The following is a 19,180-nucleotide window of genomic DNA, read 5'->3' on the forward strand; positions in this document are numbered from 1 at the left end:
TCGAGCCGGATCTTCAGCCGGACCCGGTCGCGTTCGACATGCGGCGTACATGCCCAGTGCGGGGGAAGCAGCCCCACGAGTCTGACGGCCGTGGTCGCCGCCGCGGGCGCCGCCATGTCGCTGCGGACCGCGATCACTTCGACAAAATCCGTGCTCATGGTGGTTCCTCCCGTAGAAGGTGCAGAGCCGCATCGGTCATTGCCGTGATGCCTGTGGGCAGGGACGTCCGGAGGTCCGGGGCGAACTCCGGTGAGTGGTTGGCCGGGACGGGACCGCCGCCCGAGAGCGCGGCACGCCACTGCGCCGCGCCCGTCACGCCGAGCATCCAGTAGGCGGTGCGGACGTCGGTGCCGCCGTGCAGCGCCGCCCCGTCCGGCCCGAACCAGGAGAAGTCCTCGGTGGCGGTCGAGCCCGGCCAGTGGGTCACACGCCCCGCGCCGAGCCCCGCCGTGTGGACGTCGCGCAGTTCCTGGGCGAGGCCGGGGTCGGGCACGAGGGCGGGAGACCGGGACGCGACGTTGACGACCGGATCGTCCGGGCAGCCGGAGGCCGCGCACTCGCCCCGTACGATCCGCTCGACCGCGCCGGCGGCCCGCTCCAGCGCCGCATCGGAGAACGCCCGTACGGTGACGCCGAGTTCGGCGCGGTCGGGGATGACGTTCCCGCGCTCCCCGGCGCGCAGCGAGCCCACGGTCAGCACCACTTGGTCGGCCGGGGTCGTCTCCCGGGAGACGACGCCCTGAAGGCGCAGCACGATCGCGGCGGCCGTCACCACCGGATCGACCGCGAGGTGCGGGGTCCCGGCGTGGCCGCCCCGGCCGTGGACGACGATGTCGAGGGTCGTGCTGCCGGCCATCACCGGGCCCCGGCCGTGGGCCACCGTCCCCGCGGGCAACGGCGCGGTGTGCTGGGCGAGGACGGCGTCCGGTGTGCCGAACCGCTCGTACAGCCCGTCCTCCAGCATGGCCCGCGCCCCGCTCAGCGTCTCCTCGGCCGGCTGCCCGACGACGAGCAGGGTGCCGCGCCACACGTCACGCGCACGGGCCAGCAGCGTGGTCGCCCCGGCGAGGGCGGCGAGGTGGAGGTCGTGGCCGCAGGCGTGCATGACGCCCGGCACCGAGCTGGCGTAGCGGAGTCCGCTGCGCTCCGTCACGGGGAGGGCGTCGAGTTCGGCGCGCAGCATCACCGTCGGCCCGCTGCCGTTGCGCAGCACTCCGACGACGCCGTGACCGCCGACCTTCCGGGTCACCGAACAGCCCTGCCGCTCCAGGTGACCGGCGAACAGACCCGCCGTGCGGCTCTCGTCCCCGGAGAGTTCGGGATGGGCGTGGAGATCGAGGCAGAGCTCGACGGCGGGCCGCAGTACGTCCGGGGACACGTCCATCCCTTGAACACCCCTCTTTCTCCTCGTGCGAGCCTGCTCGTGCGGGCCTTCAGGGAGCGGGCCCTTCCGCTGACAGCAGGTGTCAGCGAAGTGACAGCGGAAGCCGGGCCGATCTGCCAGCGGCGGCCGATGGAATGGGTCCACCCCAAGGGGAAGACCGCCGGAACAGCCGGCGGGGCCCCTGTGACCAAGGGAGAAGACCATGGCCCCGAAGACTGAGCTCGCCACCCTCGCCGACGAGATCCTCGAGCTGGAGTCGGAGACCTTCGAGATCTCGGACTACTCGGACGCCTCCGAGGTCGTGCTCGCCGGTTCGACGTCGTGCTCCTCGACCTCGACCTGCTCCAGCACCACCAGCACCACCTCCTGCAGCGCCTGATCTCGTCCAGGCCACCGCGCCCGGCGCCCCCGCTCCAGCGGGGACGCCGGGCGCTTTGCGTGTGCGGGTCACGGCGCGCGTGCCGGGCCGTACGCCCGGCGCATGCGATGCACCGGGCGTACGGCCTCCGCTCCGCCCCTCACGGGAACGGATGCGGCACCTCCTTGGCGCCCGTCCTGCCCGCCTTCGCCAGCGCCGCCCACAGCCGGGGCATCCGCAGCGCCCGCTGCCGGTTCCACCCGAAGTCCAGCGGCAGCAGCCCCGGTACGGTCGTGCTGACCGTGTGCAGTCCCATGCGCTCCTGCTCGGGGCTGGTCTGGTCGACGGCGATGACGTCGTGGCCCGCGCGCACCAACGCGTCGCGCACGAAGAGCAGATCGTCCCGCAGGTCGCCCGTCCGGGGCCGTACGGCCTCCCAGTCCGCGTACGTCTCCGCCAGCGGCACCACCGCCGAGGGCTCCAGGTACTCGCGGGCGTGACGGGCCATCACCGGCAGCCCGTACAGCTGCGCGTGGTCCTTGAGATGCTTCACCTGGCCGAAGTCCTCGGCCATCGCCTTGAGTTCGTCGTGCCGGTCGGCGACCTGGTACGGCAGGTGCGGGATGTAGGTGAGGACTTCGGACAGCGCGGAGTCCACGGTCGCTTCGGGGTCCAGCCCCGCGGCCGCACTGAACGCGAGCGTGCCGTGGCCGCCGTCCCTGCGCACGGCGACGGCCGTGACGACGGGGATGCCGAGGTCCATCCGGTTGTCGTAGGCGTGCACGTCGTAGCCGTGCAGGGCCGCCCGGTCCAGCATCGTGCGGATCGTGCCGCTCCGGCAGGAGCCGAGGTCGATCCGCGGCAGCCGGGCGCGGCCGTACCAGGCGAGGAGGAAGGCGTCGCGCTCGATGAGCTCCAGCAGCCCGAAGAGTGTCGCTTCCTCCGGACTGCCGCCGGTGGCACAGCCGTTGGAGCACTCGAAGACGAAGTTGTCCGCCTCCACGCCCGCGCTGTAGTGCACCAGCCGGGCCGGTACGAGGACGGGCCGGTCGTCGCGCAGCGAGTGGCCCCACAGCCACGGGATGGCACGGTCGGGGTCGAACGGGCTCACCAGCGGATCACCGGCGTAGGTCTCCGGCGCGTAGAAGCCGCACACCTCCGGGTCGAGGACGGCATCGCCGTGGAGGGCGCGCAGCCGGTGGTACGAGTCGTGGACCGGCGAGGTGCCGCGTCGCCGGTGGGTGCCCGCGTAGCGCTCGAGCCCTTCGAGGTAGGCGAGGGTGCGACTGGTGGCGTAGCTGTTGGCCTGCCCGCTGAAGGTGACGTCGTTCAGGCCCGCGTAGCCGCGGACGAAGTTGGAGCCGGCGACCGGGGCCGTCGTGGTGGACGCCGGGTTGATCCAGACGCCCGAACCCAGGGCTCCGCAGACCGGGTTGGCCAGCGCCGAGGTGGGCAGCGGGAAGGAGTCCAGCGGCCGCAGCCGGTAGGCGGACGGGTCCGGCTTGGGGCGGGAGGCCGGTCGCAGCCGGACGGAATCGGGGGTGTCGGGCCGGGCGCTCACGCACCGCGGGCACAGCGGCTCCGGCAGCACGGGAAAGGTGGCGACGGCCAGCGTGCCCAGGTCGACCCGGGTGACCTGCCCCAGCTCACGGTCGGCGGCCACCGGTGATGCGGTCTGGCGCCGTCCGTCCATCACAGCACGGTAGGCGGCCCACACGGCGTCCAGCGCGTAGTCGGTCAGCACCGGCCAGGCGCCGGCACCGCGCGGCCGGAACCCCAGCTCCAGCGCCTCGCGTTCGGAGCGGCTGCGCAGCCGCTGCCAGCGCATCGCGAGGCAGTTCCCGCAGGCGCGGGCCGGAGCGCTCCCGCCCCAGGGCCCGATGAGGACGGCCCGGGAGGAGAGATGGACGTTCGCCCCGGGCCGTACGTCGGCGTGCGGATCCCTCTGACCGTCTCCGAGGGCGTCGGCGGCACCGAGGGGTACGACGAGCGGGGCGGGGAGCGGGCCGGCCCCTTGCGGCGCGAACTCCTCGTACCGGCGGTCGAGTTCGTGCTGCAGCAGGGCCTCGCCCGCCGAGAAGGGCGCCGCCTCGGGCGCCCCGGTCTGCGTCATGACTTGTCGCTCCAGCGGAAGGTCTTCATGGCGATGAGGCCGAAGACCACGGTGTACCCGCCCAGTGCCGCACAGGCGAGGAGCATGTCCGACGTGCCGCCGTCACCGGTGATGGCCGCGGAGACACCGTCGTTGAGATAGCGCAGGGGGAAGATCCGGGAGAGGGTCTGCAACCAGTCCGGCATCTGGTCGAGCGGGAAGAACGAGCCCGAGAGGAAGGCCATCGGCACCATCATGCAGTTGGCGACGGCGGCGACCGACTCGGGCGTCTTCGCGTACGAGCCGACGATGGCCCCGATGGCGAGGAACGCGGTGATGCCGAGGACGAGAATCGGCACCGCCAGCGGCCAGGTCCCCGCCAGCTTCAACCCGAAGACGGGGAGCAGGGCGACCGAGACGAACATGACCGCCTGGACCAGTCCGATGGCCACGGCCAGGACGTAGCGGGAGCCGAGGACGGCGGTCAGCGGGGCCGGAGTCATCCGGATGAGGCGGAGGAGGTCGTCGCGGCGCCACTGCATCAGCACGAAGGCGATGCCGAACACGGCGGCGTTGGCGATGCCCCAGGACATGACGCCGGGGGCGATGTAGTCGATGTAGGCCCGCCCGGTCTCGTCGACGGACTGCCCGTTGAAGATCAGCCCGAAGACGATGAGGAAGAGCAGGGGGAAGGCGAAGACGAAGAAGAGGGTGGTCTTGTCCCGGACGTGGGCCTTGTAGCCGGCCTGGCTCAGCGCGGAGTATGCGCTCATGGTGGTGCCTCCGTATCTTTCGTGCGCTCGTACCGGGCTCAGCCCTGGGGTGTGCCGGTGAGTTCGAGGTAGACGTCCTCGAGCGTGGCGGTACGGGTCCGTACGCCCTGGAGGCCCGCGATCGCGTCGACCGCCGACAGGACGGGCCCGGAGTCGAGGGTTTCCAGGACGACGGTGTCGCCGTCGAGCGTGGCCTGCTGGACGCCGGGGATGGCCTGTGCCTGTTCGAGGGTGATCCGGTCCGCGGGCACCAGCAGCCGCGTCATGGGGCTGCCCGCCGCGACGAGCCGGCCGGGGGTGTCCAGCGCGGTGATCCGGCCGTTCACCACGATGCCGACGCGGTCGCACAACTCCTCGGCCTCGTCGAGGTGGTGGGTGGTGTAGACGATGGTGCGCCCGGCGCTTTTGAGGTCCCGCAGCACCTGCCACAGGGCGCGGCGGGCCTGCGGGTCGAGGGCCGCGGTGGGCTCGTCGAGGAAGATCAGCTCGGGTTCGTGGACCAGCGCCGAGGCGATCGCCAGGCGCTGCCGCTGCCCACCCGAGAGGTCCTCGACCCGCTGGGAGCCGTGCTCGGTCAGGCCGACCATGGCCAGGGTCCGGTCCACCGCGCGGCGCGGCGCGCCGTAGAGGGCCGCGACCGTCGCCAGGTGCTCGCGCGCGGTGAGCCGGACGAAGAACGCCGACGCCTGGGTCTGCACGCCGAGGCGGGGCAGCAGCCGGACATCGCGGGGCCAGGGCTGGTGGCCCAGGATCGTGACCGTCCCGGAGTCCGCCTGCCGCAGGCCCTCCATGATCTCGACGAGGGTCGTCTTGCCGGCGCCGTTGGGGCCGAGCAGCCCGAAGAACTCGCCGCGGCGCACGGTCAGCGAGACTCCGTCGACGGCCCGGACTTCGCCGTACGCCTTGCGCACATCGTGCAGCACGGCCGCCGCTTCCGGTGGCTGCGCGCCGTTCGCAGGGGTGGTGTTCACCGTGGTCTCCTTCGTGGTCGTCGGTTTCACAGGGTCGTCAGCAGGAACAGGGCGAGTGCTGCGAAGGCTGCGACCAGGGCGCAGAGGACGAGCACGGTGCCGAGGACATAGGCGAGGTACGCGATACGGGCGCGGCGCGGGTAGTCGGCAGCTGCCGGGTCCCGGCGGACGGCCAGCACGAGGTAGGCCCGGCTGTCGGCGGCCAGTTGGGTGGCTCCGGCGAGCTGGCCGGCGATCTTGTAGCCGTCGAGGGGCGGCAGCGGGACGAGCATGGCGAGGGCCTGGGCGCTGCCGAGGAAGACCAGGCCGCCGAGGGCGTCGTGGGTGGCGTCGTCGGAGGGGACGAACAGCCACACGGCGCAGAAGGGGAGCAGGAACAGCAGGTTCATCACCGCGCCGGCGACGGCGGTGGCGATCCGCTGCCAGCGGGTCCGCAGATAGAGGTAGTTGTCGACCTCGCAGTACATCATGATCAGCGGGAGACGCCAGCGCAGGCCGATCTCGGTGACGTGACCGCCGTAGTGCCGGGCGGTGACGCCGTGGGCCAGTTCGTGGAGTGTCGTGCTCAGCCACATGAGGCAGCCCGCCCCCGCCAGGAGGACGGGATTGCGCAGCATGCCCCATGCGCCGAGCACGAATTCGCCCAGGTGCAGCAGCATCACCCCTTCCATGGCGGCGACCATGAGCAGCATGGGCACCATCGCGTACGGGGTGAGGAGGAAGCGCGTGGCGCGGTAGAGGCGGGCGGTGGTGGCGTCGGCGTCGGTGACCAGCCGCCGGTCGCCGCGCATGAAGCTGTTGCGGGCGTGCTTGCGCTTCCTCTTGACGCGGGCGCCGGCCGACATGGAGGTGACGGGGGCACGCTCGGAGCCCTGCAGCAGGCCCCGGCTCCCCAGCATGCCCAGGATTCCCTGCCAGTTGGTGTCCCCGAGCCGTCGGCCGTACTCGCGGGCGTAGTCCGTTCCGATGTCCTCCAGGCTCCGGGTGCCGTCCATACGGGAGATCAGGAAGTGCTCCTTCACGCCCACCTCGAAGGACCGGCCGCTGTCGGTGTCCTTGATGAGGTGGACGGTCCGGGCACCGTGGAGCATCCCGCTGCTGATGAGGATCTTCTTCCTCAGCGCCGGGCGGTACTCCGCGAGTTGGGCCGGGGCCGCCGTCATGTGCCTGCCCCGACGGTGTACTCCCGCAGGACGCGGGCGAGGACGTGCGAGAGGTACGCCTCGTCGCGGATGGTCACGTGCAGGCGGTTGTTGGTCATGTGCATATACGGGGACAGCAGGCGGGGCAGGGCCTTGTCCGGGTCGGTGAACGGTACGAGCTTCCCGTCCGCGGACGGGAAGATCAGCTCGCCGCGGACGGACAGGTCGTGCGCGCGGTCGCGCAGTTCACGGCAGTGCGCCGCCCAGCCGTCGACGAAGGCGGGGAGCCGCCCCGGCTCGCCCGAGGCCACCGCCTGCCGGATGTGCGCGAAGCGGCGGGCCAGATCGGGAGCCAGCTCGGCGTAGTTGCGGTCGTACTCGTCGGTGCCGATGAAACCGGTGTCGGGGAACGCCCGGTGCCAGAACTGGTAGTAGCTCTCCAGATATCCGGCCAGCCGGTCGTCCTCGGGCATGAAGCAGCCCGACATCACCATCATCAGCTGGGCGGACGTGCCGAGCAGGACGGTGCGCAGATGGAGGTTCTTGGTGCGGAACGCGTCGATGACGAGGTCGCTGGAGCGGCGGAAGTGCCACTCGGCCAGCTCGATCCCGGCCGGGCCGCCGTACTTGGCGTACTCGGGCTCGTACGGCTCGGCGCTGCGCGAATTGTTGGGCTGCAGCCGCATGCGGCCCTGGTCGTCGAGGAATTCGGCGCGGTCGGCCTCCGGGAACTCGATCTGGAAGAGGGCGTCGTAGAAGTCGCGGAGGAAGCCGGAGTCCACCTCGTAGAGCGCGGGGCGCTCGGTGAGGAAGGCGTCGATGGCCTCCTCGGTGCGGCGCCGTACCTCCGCTTCTGCCTCGGGGGAGGAGGGGCGGATGCGCAGCCGGACGTGCGGGCCCTGCAGCCAGTAGTTGATGAAGAAGTAGTTCGCCAGCAGCCCGTCCGCCTCGAGGGACGCGATGAGGGGGCGGATGCACTGGAGGAACATGGGACGGGGGTTGGCGGCGTAGAAGATGTGCGTCGCCTGCCAGGCTCCGCGCCGCTCCCCGCCCGCGGTCCCCGCGCCCGTGCTCACGTCGCTTCCCATGCCCGTCGTCACGTCTCATCACTCCCTCGGGTGGAGAACACGGTCTCCACGGCAAGTTCCGCGACGTGGCGGCCGCGGTCGGAGACGGCGTGCAGGCCGTCCTCCTCGGGCAACATCTCCCGGAACACCACACGGGCTCCCGGGCTCTTCATCAGTGCTTCGAACGCCGTCAGCGACAGGAAGCTGTCGAAGTCGACACAGCTCGGCTTGGACCCGGTCGCACCGCGTCCGCCGCCGTCCGACACGGTCGCGAACACCCGGTCGGGCAGGCCGTGGGCGCGCCGCCAGCGGTGCCACTCGAGGAACCAGTCCTCGTCGCTCACCCCGGGCGCGCGCAGCGGCAGCACGGAGGCGGGCACGCTCCACCGGCGTCGGCTGAGCACCACGTTGCCGTGGCGGACCCGCGGTCGCCGGGTCACCCCGTCGGAAGGCTCGCCCTCCGGAATGCCGGCCCAGACGTCCAGCGGGGCGATGGAGGTGGGGGAGAGGAGCAGCAGGGTGCGGGGGATCTCGGGCAGCGCGAGCGGTACGAGATAGCCGAGGTAGACCGGGACGACCTCGCGGCCGAGCCGCGCCGAGCGCAGCACGAGCCGGTCCGCCGCCTCGTCGTGCTCGATGTACAGGTCGTCCAGGCGGAGTTGGCACTCTGGGGGCAGTGTGCCGGTCTCGCCGGGGCAGACGATCTCGTGGTCGGTCAGCCGCCCGTGGAGATTGAGATTGCTGGTCACGGAGCCGCCGGTCACTTCCGCGAACACCACGCCGTCCGGCTCGATAGCACCGGCCTGGGCGCGCAGCTCCTCGTCGAGGCCGTCGAAGCAGTGGGTGAAGCGGCTGAACGGGAAGCTGAGCCCGCCGAACGAGCGGTTGAGCACGAACAGCGGGCCCTCCTCCTCGTCGGAGAGCTGGATGTGGTGGCTGAGCGTGGCGAAGTCCGGTGTGACGGTGGTGAGTTCACCCGCGACCTCGTCCAGGAACGCCTCGTCCAGGAAGAGTTCGCCGCTCTCCTCACCTTGGGCCGCCGCGTCGCTCCAGCTGTCCCACAGGGCCCGCATCCGGCCCGAGAACGCCTGCCGGGCGGTGTCGAGTGCCTTGATCTGCGGGAGTCCGAGCCAGTTCTCCTCGGGGACGTACCGTCCTTCGGCGTCGTAGGCCTTCCGGCCCGCCGTGAAGGACAGGTACTGGTCGAAGAAGTCCTCGTGGAAGTCGTGCACCAGCTTCAGCAGGTCCTCGCAGCGGCCGCCCTGTCCGTAGCGGGCCAGGAAGAAGCCCTTGAGGGTGATCCGCTGAGGGAGCGTCAGATCGAAGGCGGGCAGCACCCGTTCGACCGCGCGCAGCGGGCCCTCGGCCAGGTCCGTCCACGCCGACGGATCGCACGCCAGGTCACGCCCGGCGACCGCGTCCTCGTACAGCACGGTCTGCGGCACCTTGGCCTGCTCGGTGCCCAGGTCCTCCTGGACCTGGCGCAGGCCGCCGCGCAACTCCTGCAGAAGCCCCCGCCGTTCGGACGGCTCGGCCTCGGCGAACCGCTCGATGCGGGACGCCGGGTCCTCCAGCGCCCCGGCCAGCTCGTGCGCCCAGGGCCGGTCCAGGTCCCGCAGCGATTCCTGGAAGGCGCGCAGCGGGTCGATGTCGTGGACGCCGGTGCGCAGCCCCGGCGCCTCGATCATCCCGAGTCCGAGCAGCGCCTCCAGATAGCGCTCGCACTCCTCTTCGGGCGCCTCCTGCTCGGCGGCCAGCCAGCGGACCAACTCGCCGTAACGCAGGACCGGTTGCTGCTCGAAGAGCGACAGCATCCGCTCCAGAGTGCCGCTGCGGCGCAGGAAGAACAGCCGGTCCTTCACGGAGTCGAAGGTGACGGCCGTGTCGTCGTCCCCCGCCGTGACCAGGCGGCGGACGTACCTCACCCGGTCGTCGTCCCGGCCCCAGCCGGACGCGAGGGAGACCGGCAGGTCGGCGCGGCGCTCGCGGTGGTCGGTCACGGCCTCGGCGAGCCGGCCGAGCGCCACGACGTTGAGCTGCGGATGGCTGGTCCAGTCCGTGTCGATCCGGATGGTGCGGTCGCCTGCCGCGCACCCGTCGGCGCGCTCGAACGCGCCGAGCGCCACCCCCGTGAAGGTGCTGAACGGGCTGGTCTTGCACGCCGTCCGGTAGAGGTACGCGACGAGGGACCGCTCGATCTTGCGCTGCCGCTTGTCGGGGCGGGGCCCCGCCTTGGCCACGAAGTCGTCGATCTGCGCGTCCAGCGACGGCGAGGCGAGCAGCAGACCCTTGCGCAGCCGCTCCTCGCCCGCGAGGCGCCGCAGCTCCTCCCGGGAGCGCCCCAGGTCGGCGGCGATCAGTCCGGCGCCCTGGGCGCGGCGGGCCTTCCATTCCCGCCGGTCGTCCAGCCAGGCGGCCAGGGCCTTCGCCGTCGGTGCGTCGAGCGGGGCGACGAGGGCGACGGCGGTGTCCGGGTCGCGCGGGAGGCGGTTGTTGAACACCTCGCGGCGCAGGGCCAGCAGGGACCGGCGCAAGGTCTCGTCCGTACACCCCCCGACCAGTGCGTGCAGGCGGTCCCCGACGGACTCGCCCGCGGCGCGCAGGCGGGCGTCCTCGGTGAGGACGTCGTCCGCCCAGCGGCGGCTCTCGGGGCAGCGCAGACCGTGCACGGACTCGACGGGGAGCCCGGCGACGCGGAGCATGAACCGGCGGCTCAGCATGGGGAGTTCCTTCCTTCCGGTACGCATCCGCTCAGGCGATCTCGTGCCGGAAGTCGGCCGGGTCCGGCCGCTCGTTGCCGATCATCATGATCAGCAGCGGAGCCTCGCCGGTGTCCTCGATGCCGAACTCTTCGATGTACGAGATGTTGTCGAAGCCCAGGGCCACACCGCAGCCCAGCTCCATGGCGGAGGTCGCGGTGTAGAGCGTCTGGGCGACGGCGCCGATCGTGGCGTTGACCAGGCGATAGCCGCGGTCGCCGACGGCGTCGAGCACCGCATCCGTGCGGACCGTCGAGACCAGCACGGCCCCGGCCTGTTCCAGGTTGTAGTTGGCCAGGAAGTAGTTCTTCTGCAGGAACAGCCCCAGATGGCCGTCCTTGACCGACTCCAGTTCGTGCGTGGCCGGGTCGTAGGCGTACGCGCCCGGCGCGATCCCCTCGACATGGCTCACGACCGCGTACAGCTTGGCCAGCGGCGGGTCCTGCGCGTGAGCGGTGTCGCCGCCGAGCCGGGCACCGGCGTGCGCGGCGGCCAGGCAGGTGGCGAGCTGGACGGCGGTCACGGGGCGCTGGGCGTCGAAGCGGCCGAAGCTGCTGCGGCGCTGCCGCAGCGCGGTGCGCACATCGGTGGCCGGCGGCTCGGCGGCCGGGAGCGGAAGCCGCTCGCCGTCACCGGCGGGCGGGGCCGCGGCCGGCGCGAGAGCACCGGGCGCGGGGCGGGCCGTGGCGTGCTCGGCGGTGGCCGCCTGCATCTTGAGGATCGCCTCGAAGGTGAGGACCGTGCGCGACCGTTCGACGTCGCGGTGGCGTACGGAGGCGCCCGTGGCGACCTCGGGCGAAGCGGGCAGCTCGGTGTCCGAACCGGTCCCGGTTCCTGTCCCGGCTTCTGCCCTAGTCCCGGCGCCGTCCCAGGTCAGCGGGATGACCGCGAAGATGCCCTCCTCCTCGGTGCGCACCCCGAGGAGCCGCGCGAGGCGCTCCTCGTCGAACCACAGCGCGGGTTCGACGGACAGCCCGCGTGCCCGCGCCCACATCCGCCACGTCTGCAGGGCCGCACCGAGGTCCATGGTCACGACGTGGAAGGAGAAGCTGTTGTACTTGAAGGCGTTCTGCCAGTGCTTCACGCCCACGACGAGGAACTGGTCGGTGGAGCCGGACCCCGGCGCACCCTCCCCGAGGGCCGCCCGCACCTCCCCGGACACATCGCCCGTGAGCAGCCGCTGCATGGCGTGGTGGCGCGTCGCGTAGTAGTGCACCCCGGGCGGGAGGGGACCGCTCGGCCCGGACACCCAGTAGATGCTGAGCGGGTACAGCCCGCCGCCGGACGCGGTGCCGCGCGACCAGTTGGCGAGCGGGTAGAACGGCAGCGCGCTCAGATCGCTGTTGGCCTGCACGCCGAGCCGGCGCCCGGTCAGCCCGTACGAGTCGAGCAGCATGCCGGAGAGCGACCCGAGGTCGAACGGTCGCTCGCCGCCCGGCGGTTCGCCGTCGGCCAGATCGAGACCGCGCTCCAGCGTGGCGTCGGCCGGGTAGTCCCCGCCCGGCAGCGGCAGGCTGTCCACGCCCGGGAAGTACTTCGTCTTGCGCGGTCCGTCGGGCCAGTTGGGGACGAAGCCGATGGGCTCCATGCCGACCCGGTTGCGCCGCATGATCGCGGCGGCGTAGTCATGGGCGTACCCCATGGTGTGCTCCTCGGTCAGGGGAAGGGGTGCGGGGCCGGGTTCAGGTCCTCGGGAGTGAGGTCGCGGTCGCGCAGCCCGGCCTCCCGCAGGGCCGTGCGCAGCCGTGGCATCCGCAGCGCCCGCTGCCGCTGCCATCCGAAGTCGATCGGCAGCAGGCCGGGGACGATGACGGAGACCGTCGTGAGTCCCAGGTCCCGCTGTTCGGGCATGGTCTGGTCGACGACGATCACGTCGAACCCGGCGGCCGTCACGGAGCGCACGCACACGTCGAGGTCGTCGCGGACGTCCGTCGAGGGCGCCGGCACCGAGCCGTCGCCGTACAGCTCGGCCATCGGTTGCTTCGGCGGGCGCGGGGCGCCCGGTTCGCCGATGAGGAAGTGGGCGTGGTCCCCCATCTCCGGGATGCCGTACGCCAGCGGGTGGTCGTGCAGCGCTTCGACGCGTGCGAAGTCGGTGGCCATGGCGCGCAGTCGCGGCTCGTCCCGTTCGGTCCTGCCCTGGAGGTTGACCGCGTCGGTGGCGATCTCGCAGAGCGCGCCGGCGACCGCGGCCTCCGGGTCGAGCCCGGCGCCCGCGCCGAAGCACATCCGTCCGAGACCGCCGTCGTGGCGGACGGCCACACCGGTGACGACGGGGACGGGGAAGGTGATCCGGGTGTCGAAGAAGCGGGCCTCGTAGCCGTACATCTCCAGCCGGTCGACCATGTGGCGGGTGGAGGCGCGGGTGCTGGTGCGCGGGTCGATCTCCGGGAGCGCGGCCTGCCCGTACCAGGCGAGGAGGAACGCGTCCCGCTCGACGATCTCCATCAGGCCGCAGTAGATGGCCTCCTCCAGACAGCCGCCGGACGCACAGCCGTTGGAGCTCTCCTGCACGAAACGGTTCTCGACGCCGGGCGCGTGATAGTACGTCAGCACTTCGGGGACGAGGACCGGGCGGCGGTCGCGGAGCGAGAAGCCCCAGACCCAGGGGATCTCCCGGTCGGACGTGAACGGCGTGACGTAGGGGTGGGCGCGGTGGAACTCCTCGGAGTACAGCCCGCACACGCGCGGGTCGAGGGCGTGCTCGCCGGCGGCCAGCAGCCCGTCGAGGGAGTCCCGCACGGTCGCGGTCTTCGCGCGGGAGCGCATGCCCGCGTACCGCTCAAGGCCCTCCAGCACGCCGATGCGCACGCTGTCCGCGAAGGTGTCGGCATGCCCGCCCCAGAACGTCTCGCGCAGATACTCGCCCGAACGCATGGAGAAACAGCCGATGGTGGCGGACGTCGACGTCGAGGAGACGTCGTGCACCACGGACGGGCCGAGCGCACCGCAGACCGGGTTGGCGTACGGCTCGACCGGCAGGTCGTAGGTGCGCAGGTCCCGTACGCGGAACGTGCCCGGCTTGTGCTTCGGCGCGGGCCGGAGGGTGAGGGCCGCCGCCTCGGCGGTGTCCTCCTCGGACCGGCCGCAGCGCGGGCACTCGGGGTCGGGAACGAGCGGGTAGCGCCGGACCTCCAGGGTCTGGAGGTCGACGAGATGGACGGCGGGGAAGGCGCCGGAGTCGGGACCCGCGCCCTCGCCCCGGGCCGCCACGAGACCGGCGAGGGCGGTGGCGGCGAAGGGCGTGACGTAGGGCGAAGGACCGGCCGCCCGCGTGCCGGAGCCGAGTTCGAGCGCCTCGCGCAGCGCGATCGACCGTACGGACTGCCAGCGGCGGGTCAGGCAGCGGGCGCACGGGCGCTGGTCCGTGCCGGCCTGCCCGGCGGGCGGGAAGGGCCCGGCGACGGCGTGCCGTCCGTAGAGGTGCACGGGGATGGCGGGAGAGCCGACGGCGGGGGAGTCGCTACCGGCCGCCGCCGGAACTCCCGGGACGGTCAGAGGAGTTGAGGCCGGGTCCTCGGCGAAGGCGTTCGAGACGCCCAGCAGACCCATGCTGACGGCTGAGGTGCTGCCGTGGGCGGCGAGGTCCCCACGCAGCAGGTCCGCCAGCTCCTCACAGGAGCGGGCGAGGGGCTCGGGCACCCCGGGCGCCCCCTCCCCGCGGCCCGGTGCTCCCGCCGCGCGTCTGCGCTCGGCGGGCGCGCCGCCCGGCGTCGAGTGCCCGGTGTCCCGGTGCACGGACTCAGTGCGCATCGGCACCGCCCGCGGCGCGAACGGTCAGGAGGACGCGGGCCGTCCGGATGCCCCCGGCCGGAAGGTCGCCGGGCGTCGTGGGCACGACCAGGACGTCCCGTCCGGCCGCACGCAACCGGTCCAGCACCGCCTCCCACGACACGGCCGCGGCATCGGCGGCCACGGGTCCGTCCGTCACGGCGACGGTCCCCGCGTCGAGGTCGACGACGAGCGGGTCACCGGTGTCGACGGCCGTCCCCGGAGCGTCCGTGGCCGCGTCCGGGTCCGCCGTCTCGGCGGCGAGCTGTACCGCGCCCAGCAGATCCCGCAGCGCCGCGGACGCCGCGGCCGCCCGGGACAGGTCGCAGCCGACGGTCCAGCGAGCCGGGCCCGCACCGCCGCTCTCGCTGGAGGTCTCGCGGGCGAGGACGGCGTACGCGCCGGAACGCTCGCTCTCGCCCAGGTCGAGCAGCTCGACCTCGACGCCCAGATTGCGCGCGGACTTCAGCAGGAACACCAACTCCGCGTGGCTACCCGCCTCTCCGAGGCCGTCCTCCGTGACCGGGCTGACGCGGGCGGTGCCGCGGACCGCGTGGAGCAGGGCGTCGTGCGACAGGGCGGAGAGCAGACCGCGGCCGGCCGCCTCCTGGGGAGTCGCGCCCGCGCCGGCACCCGCGCGGGTCGCCAGGTGCAGGCGGCCGCGGTTGTGCTGCCCGTAGGTCCGCACCGCGGCCGCAGGGACGAGGACGTCCTCCTTGGTGAGCAGTGAGGAGGCCGTCGTCCATGCCGTCACCTCGTTCTCCGAGGCTCCCGTACCGCCGCCGGTGGTCAGGGCCGCCGGGCCCAGCACCGCGGGCCGGGAGGCGGTCCGCTCCTCCTGCGCGGAGGGCGGCGAGGCCAGGGCGGTCAGCGGCACCACGTGCTCCACGTACGCCTCGGCCGCCGCGTACAGGGCGCGCATCCGGGCGCCGGCCAGATGGTGCACGTCGAACGCGGCGATCGTGCGGCGCCGGCCGTGGCCGAGCGCGATCTCGACGCGGCTGATCTTCAGCGGGGTCTGCGTCAGTTCCTCGTCGTCGTAGCGGGTGAAGACACCGGCGAGCGGGCGGACCAGCGCGTCACTGGTGCGGTTGAGGTCGTCGACGAGCCCTTCGGCGTCGCGTGCCGTCTCCACGGTCGGAGTCCGGGGCAGCGAGAGCCCGGTCGCCAGTACCTGGCCCGCCTCCTCGGAGACATCGGCCGCGGGCGGGCAGAGGGCGCACTCGGGGTGGGGGTGCAGCGGCTCGGCGACGACGTCCAGCGACTCCAGGTCCTGGACGAGGATCTGACGGTCCGTCTCGGAGGGGAGCGCGCCGGTGGCGAGGCGGAAGACCTCGTAGCCGAGGAGGTTGCCGGACATGGCCGCGACCGGGCCGATGAGCGCGCCGTCCACGGGGGAGGGGGCGGCCCGTCCGGAGGCCACCTCGCGCCAGATGTCGGCCGCCGCCCCCGCGTCGACGTTGGCACCGAGGCGCAGCAGGGCGCAGGACCAGCAGCCGCGGGAGCCCGAGGTGCTGAGCGGGCCGATGACGGAGCGGTTGCCGAACGACCAGGCGGGGATCAGGGTGCGGCCCTCCGGCACGCCGCCGGACAGGAGCCGGTGGGCGTGGCGGGCCGCGTCGGTCCCGGTGACCACGACGACGTCGTAGTCGGCGAGTTCGTCCCAGCCCGGCTGCGCGGCGCCGGCGCCGGCTCCGGTCCCCGTGGTCTCCGTGTCGAGGCGATCGATCTCCACCGGGCAGCCGTCGGCGGTGAGTTGGCCCGCCTCGTCGCGTACCGCGGCGAAGTCGCGCTGGACCCCGATCCGCGCGCAGCCGTTGCGCACCAGGCTCAGCGCGCACCACTCGGCCACCGCGTCCCTGCCCAGCACCGCCACCTTGGTGGCGCGGAAGCGGCGGAAGCGGTCGGCGGGGGTGTCGGCGTAGTGGTCGACATAGGCGATCTGCGCGGCGAATCTTCGGGTGATCTCCGCCTCCGGCCCGGGTGCCGGGGCCGCGGCGGCGATGTCCTCGGCCGGGATGTCGCGGGCGTAGCCGCGCTTGTAGAGCGTCTTCACCAGCTCGGCGGCCATGGCCTGCTGGGCCGGGCCGAGCCCGTCGCAGATCGCGGCCAGGGTGTGATGGCCGTTCAGATGCGGGACGAGGAGGGAGGCGAAGCGGTACGCCGTACGCCCCGTCAGATGGAATCCGCCGTCGGCGTTGTGGAAGAGCACTCCTCCGGGGGTCTCGGTGAAGAGCACGTCCCGGCTCACACGCGGCCGGGTCCCGGCCAGCGCTTCGAACGCTTCTGCAGCCATGGGGTCACACTTTCTGTGTGGTCTGGGTGTGTTCGGGGGCCCTACGCGCATAGACGCGGAGCAGCTCATGCATCCGGTACGGACCGGGCGGCCCCTCTTCGAGCAGTCCGGCGTCGCCCAGCCGCTCCAGTGCCTCCTCGGCGTCGGCCACCGGGAGGCCGAGGGCCTCCGCGGAGTCCTCGGCCCGCACCTTGTCGTGGGTCAGGGCTCCGATCCGGAGAAAGACGTCGGCCAGGCCCGGGCCCAGGCGGTCCAGCGCCTCGCCGAGCACCTGCCGGACGGACATCCCGGGGTCGTCGGTCAGGCAGAGACGGGCCATCGGGTTGTCGGCCAGCCAGCGCACGCTGTCGGCCAGGCCGAGCCCCGGGCGAGTCAGCAGACGGGCCGTCAGAATCCGTAGAGCCAGGGGGTAGTGGGCGCAGGTCTCGGTGAGCCGGCGGGCCGCGTCCGGTTCGGCGTCCACCCGGTCCGAGCCCAGGACGGACACCAGCAGCGCGTGCGACTCCGTCTCCTCGAAGGTGCCGAGCCGGTGCACCGATCCGCCGTGCGTCGCGACCAGTCCCGCCAGGCCGCGGCGGCTGGTGACGACGGCCGCCGCGCCCGGAGCGGACGGCAGGAGCGGCCGGACCTGATCGGCCGTCAGCACGTCGTCGAGGACCAGCAGCACCCGGTCACCGCCACCGTTCCGCGCCCTGAACTCCTCCAACTCCGCGGCCACTTCGGTGTGGTCCCGGGGCTCGCCGTCGGGGCCCGTCATCCGTACGAGGAACCGGCCGTCCGGGAAGTGGTCGCGGACGAGGTGGGCGACATGGCAGGCCAGCGCCGTCTTACCGATGCCGGGCGCGCCGGAGAGCAGCACGGTGGCCGGACCGCCGGTCTCGCCGGTGAGCCGCGCCGTCATGGCCGCGATCTCTGCCGAACGACCGCTGAAGGACGGCACGGTGGGCATCGACGGCAGGACGGCCGGGGTGCTGGGCGCGGTGCGCGCCGGCGCGGGCTCCTTCACCTCCCTCTCCTCCTTCACTCGCTCCGCCGTGAGCGCGAGGATCCGCGGGGCGGGGCGTTTGTCGGAGGCCGGACCGAGGTCGTCGCCGCGGAGAATGGCCAGCTCGAGCCGCTGCAGCGCGGGGGAGGGGTCAACCCCCAGCTCGTCCAGCAGGTACTCCTTGACCCGCCGGTACTCCGCCAGGGCCTCCGTCTGACGCCCCGTCCGGTACAGGCACTCGATGAGCTGTTCCCGGAAGCGCTCGTGTCCGGGGTGGGCCCGCGTGGCGCTCCACAGCTCGACGAGCGCCTCGCCGCAGCGGCCCAGGGCCAGTTCGAGGTCGCAGGCGCGTTCCACGGACCGCAGCCGCTCCTCGGTCAGCCGCGGGACCTCGTCACGGTGGAGGACGTCGGACCGTACGTTCGCCAGCAGCGACCCCTGCCAGAGCGCGAGGGCGTCCCTCAGGACGCCGAGCTCCGCTTCGGGGTCATGGGTCAACTGCGCCGCGCGGCGCACCCCTTCGCGGAATCCGATCAGATCGAGGTTCTGCTCGGCGGCGATGATCCGGTAGCCGCCGGGCACGGCCTCGATGGGCGTCTCGGTCACCCCGTGCTTGGTGAACAGCCGCCGCAGCCGCAGCACACAGGTCTGCAGAGCGGCCTTTGCCGTGGCGGGCTGGACCTCTCCCCAGACCGTCCGCAGCAGATACTCGGCCGAGACCACGGAGTTGGCGTGGAGCAGCAGGGAGGCGAGCAGGATGGTCGGTTTGGACGGAGCGAGCACGACGGATTCCGGCCCGTCGGTGATGCTGAGCGGGCCGAGCAACTGGAACCGCATCGCCGCCTACTGCCGGCCGGCCGTACAGGCGCGGAACTCCGCCGGCCGGTCCGGACCCGGGGGACGGGCGGTCGCCCCGCCCCGGAGATCACGGACCGTGTCGGGACGCTGCCGCGGAACCGGATGCGCGGCGATCCGGGAGAGGTGCCGCGACGACGACGGGGGACCCTCTGGTGAGGTCGCCGCCGCAGCACCGGCTGATGTGCGCAAGGCGGACGCCCCGAGTACCGGAATGGGCGTCGCCGGCGCCGAAATGTCTGGTCTGCTGGAAACTCCGGTCACTTCTTCCCCCTCGCCTAGCTGGTCAACTAGCGGGCACGCATGACCATGCCAGCGAGGGCCAAGGCATAACAGACAGAAATCTGACAGCTTGTTGCACGGGCGGGGGCAGCATGCTGACAGCCCTCGCCGCCGTATCAGCAGGGGCACGGGAGACGGTCCGGGACCGCTGGAGAGCGGGTGGAACGGCCCCGGAGGAAGCGGCGGCGGCGCGCGAAGTGATCACGGAGCGTGGCGCCCGCCTTCGCCCGCCTCCCTGGATGCGGGCACCCGCGGCCGTAAGTCCGGGCACCCGGCGACGGCTGCCGCGGCCCCGCCGGAGCACACACGTGAGCCCGCCGGCCCCGGCGCCTCGTGCGGTACGAGGTGCGGGGACCGGCGGGCTCGGTGCGGTGCGACGGGGGCCGCCGCCCGGATCCGTGAGCGGAGTCCGATCACGGAGTGGCGGCCCGGGCGGCTCGGCCCG

The 19,180-nt window shown here is 72.8% G+C and carries 12 protein-coding genes; 1 reads left to right on the forward strand and 11 read right to left on the reverse strand.

What is annotated here, in order from left to right; translation table 11 throughout:
* Positions 1-154: 154 nt before the first annotated feature.
* Positions 155-1,384 (reverse strand): amidohydrolase, encoded by a 1,230-nt coding sequence (locus ABZ822_RS22345; RefSeq protein WP_360856851.1) that lies wholly within the window; start codon positions 1,382-1,384, stop codon positions 155-157.
* Between the two features lie 202 nt (positions 1,385-1,586).
* On the opposite strand from ABZ822_RS22345, the gene ABZ822_RS22350 reads away from it, so the two are divergent.
* Positions 1,587-1,763: a thiazolylpeptide-type bacteriocin gene (locus tag ABZ822_RS22350; protein WP_003968635.1), complete on the forward strand. Its 177-nt coding sequence runs from the start codon at positions 1,587-1,589 to the stop codon at positions 1,761-1,763.
* 139 nt (positions 1,764-1,902) lie between these two features.
* Here ABZ822_RS22350 and ABZ822_RS22355 read toward each other — a convergent pair whose 3' ends face one another.
* The 10 genes from ABZ822_RS22355 to ABZ822_RS22400 are packed head-to-tail and all read right to left on the reverse strand — an operon-like array spanning position 1,903 to position 18,435.
* The gene (locus tag ABZ822_RS22355) at positions 1,903-3,855 is read right to left on the reverse strand and encodes a TOMM precursor leader peptide-binding protein (RefSeq protein ID WP_360856855.1); all 1,953 of its coding nucleotides are present in this window, start codon (positions 3,853-3,855) and stop codon (positions 1,903-1,905) included.
* Positions 3,852-4,607 carry an ABC transporter permease gene (locus ABZ822_RS22360; protein ID WP_360856858.1) on the reverse strand — a complete coding sequence of 252 codons (756 nt, stop codon included), beginning with the start codon at positions 4,605-4,607 and terminating at the stop codon, positions 3,852-3,854. Before ABZ822_RS22360 ends, ABZ822_RS22355 begins: the two co-directional genes overlap by 4 nt.
* 38 nt (positions 4,608-4,645) lie before the next feature.
* Positions 4,646-5,578 (reverse strand): ABC transporter ATP-binding protein, encoded by a 933-nt coding sequence (locus ABZ822_RS22365; RefSeq protein WP_360856861.1) that lies wholly within the window; start codon positions 5,576-5,578, stop codon positions 4,646-4,648.
* A gap of 26 nt (positions 5,579-5,604) precedes the next feature.
* Entirely contained in the window at positions 5,605-6,741 is a 1,137-nt protein-coding gene (locus tag ABZ822_RS22370) for a M50 family metallopeptidase (RefSeq protein WP_360856864.1), read from the reverse strand.
* Complete coding sequence (locus ABZ822_RS22375; protein WP_360857204.1) at positions 6,738-7,808, reverse strand: lantibiotic dehydratase C-terminal domain-containing protein; 1,071 nt, start codon at positions 7,806-7,808, stop codon at positions 6,738-6,740. The genes ABZ822_RS22370 and ABZ822_RS22375 overlap by 4 nt, the downstream gene beginning before the upstream one ends.
* An 8-nt stretch (positions 7,809-7,816) precedes the next feature.
* Positions 7,817-10,507, reverse strand: a complete 2,691-nt coding sequence (locus ABZ822_RS22380; RefSeq protein WP_360856867.1) for a lantibiotic dehydratase — start codon at positions 10,505-10,507, stop codon at positions 7,817-7,819.
* A 31-nt stretch (positions 10,508-10,538) separates the two neighbouring features.
* Entirely contained in the window at positions 10,539-12,188 is a 1,650-nt protein-coding gene (locus tag ABZ822_RS22385; RefSeq protein ID WP_360856870.1) for a SagB family peptide dehydrogenase, read from the reverse strand.
* Positions 12,189-12,202: 14 nt separating this feature from the next.
* Entirely contained in the window at positions 12,203-14,299 is a 2,097-nt protein-coding gene (locus tag ABZ822_RS22390) for a TOMM precursor leader peptide-binding protein (protein WP_360856874.1), read from the reverse strand.
* A complete protein-coding gene (locus tag ABZ822_RS22395) occupies positions 14,289-16,613 on the reverse strand; it encodes a TOMM precursor leader peptide-binding protein (protein WP_360856877.1) in 2,325 nt (774 codons plus the stop codon). Before ABZ822_RS22395 ends, ABZ822_RS22390 begins: the two co-directional genes overlap by 11 nt.
* Before the next feature lie 4 nt (positions 16,614-16,617).
* Positions 16,618-18,435, reverse strand: a complete 1,818-nt coding sequence (locus ABZ822_RS22400; RefSeq protein WP_360856880.1) for a BTAD domain-containing putative transcriptional regulator — start codon at positions 18,433-18,435, stop codon at positions 16,618-16,620.
* Positions 18,436-19,180: the final 745 nt, after the last annotated feature.

This window comes from Streptomyces sp. NPDC047108, assembly GCF_040643575.1.
Lineage (GTDB): Bacteria > Actinomycetota > Actinomycetes > Streptomycetales > Streptomycetaceae > Streptomyces.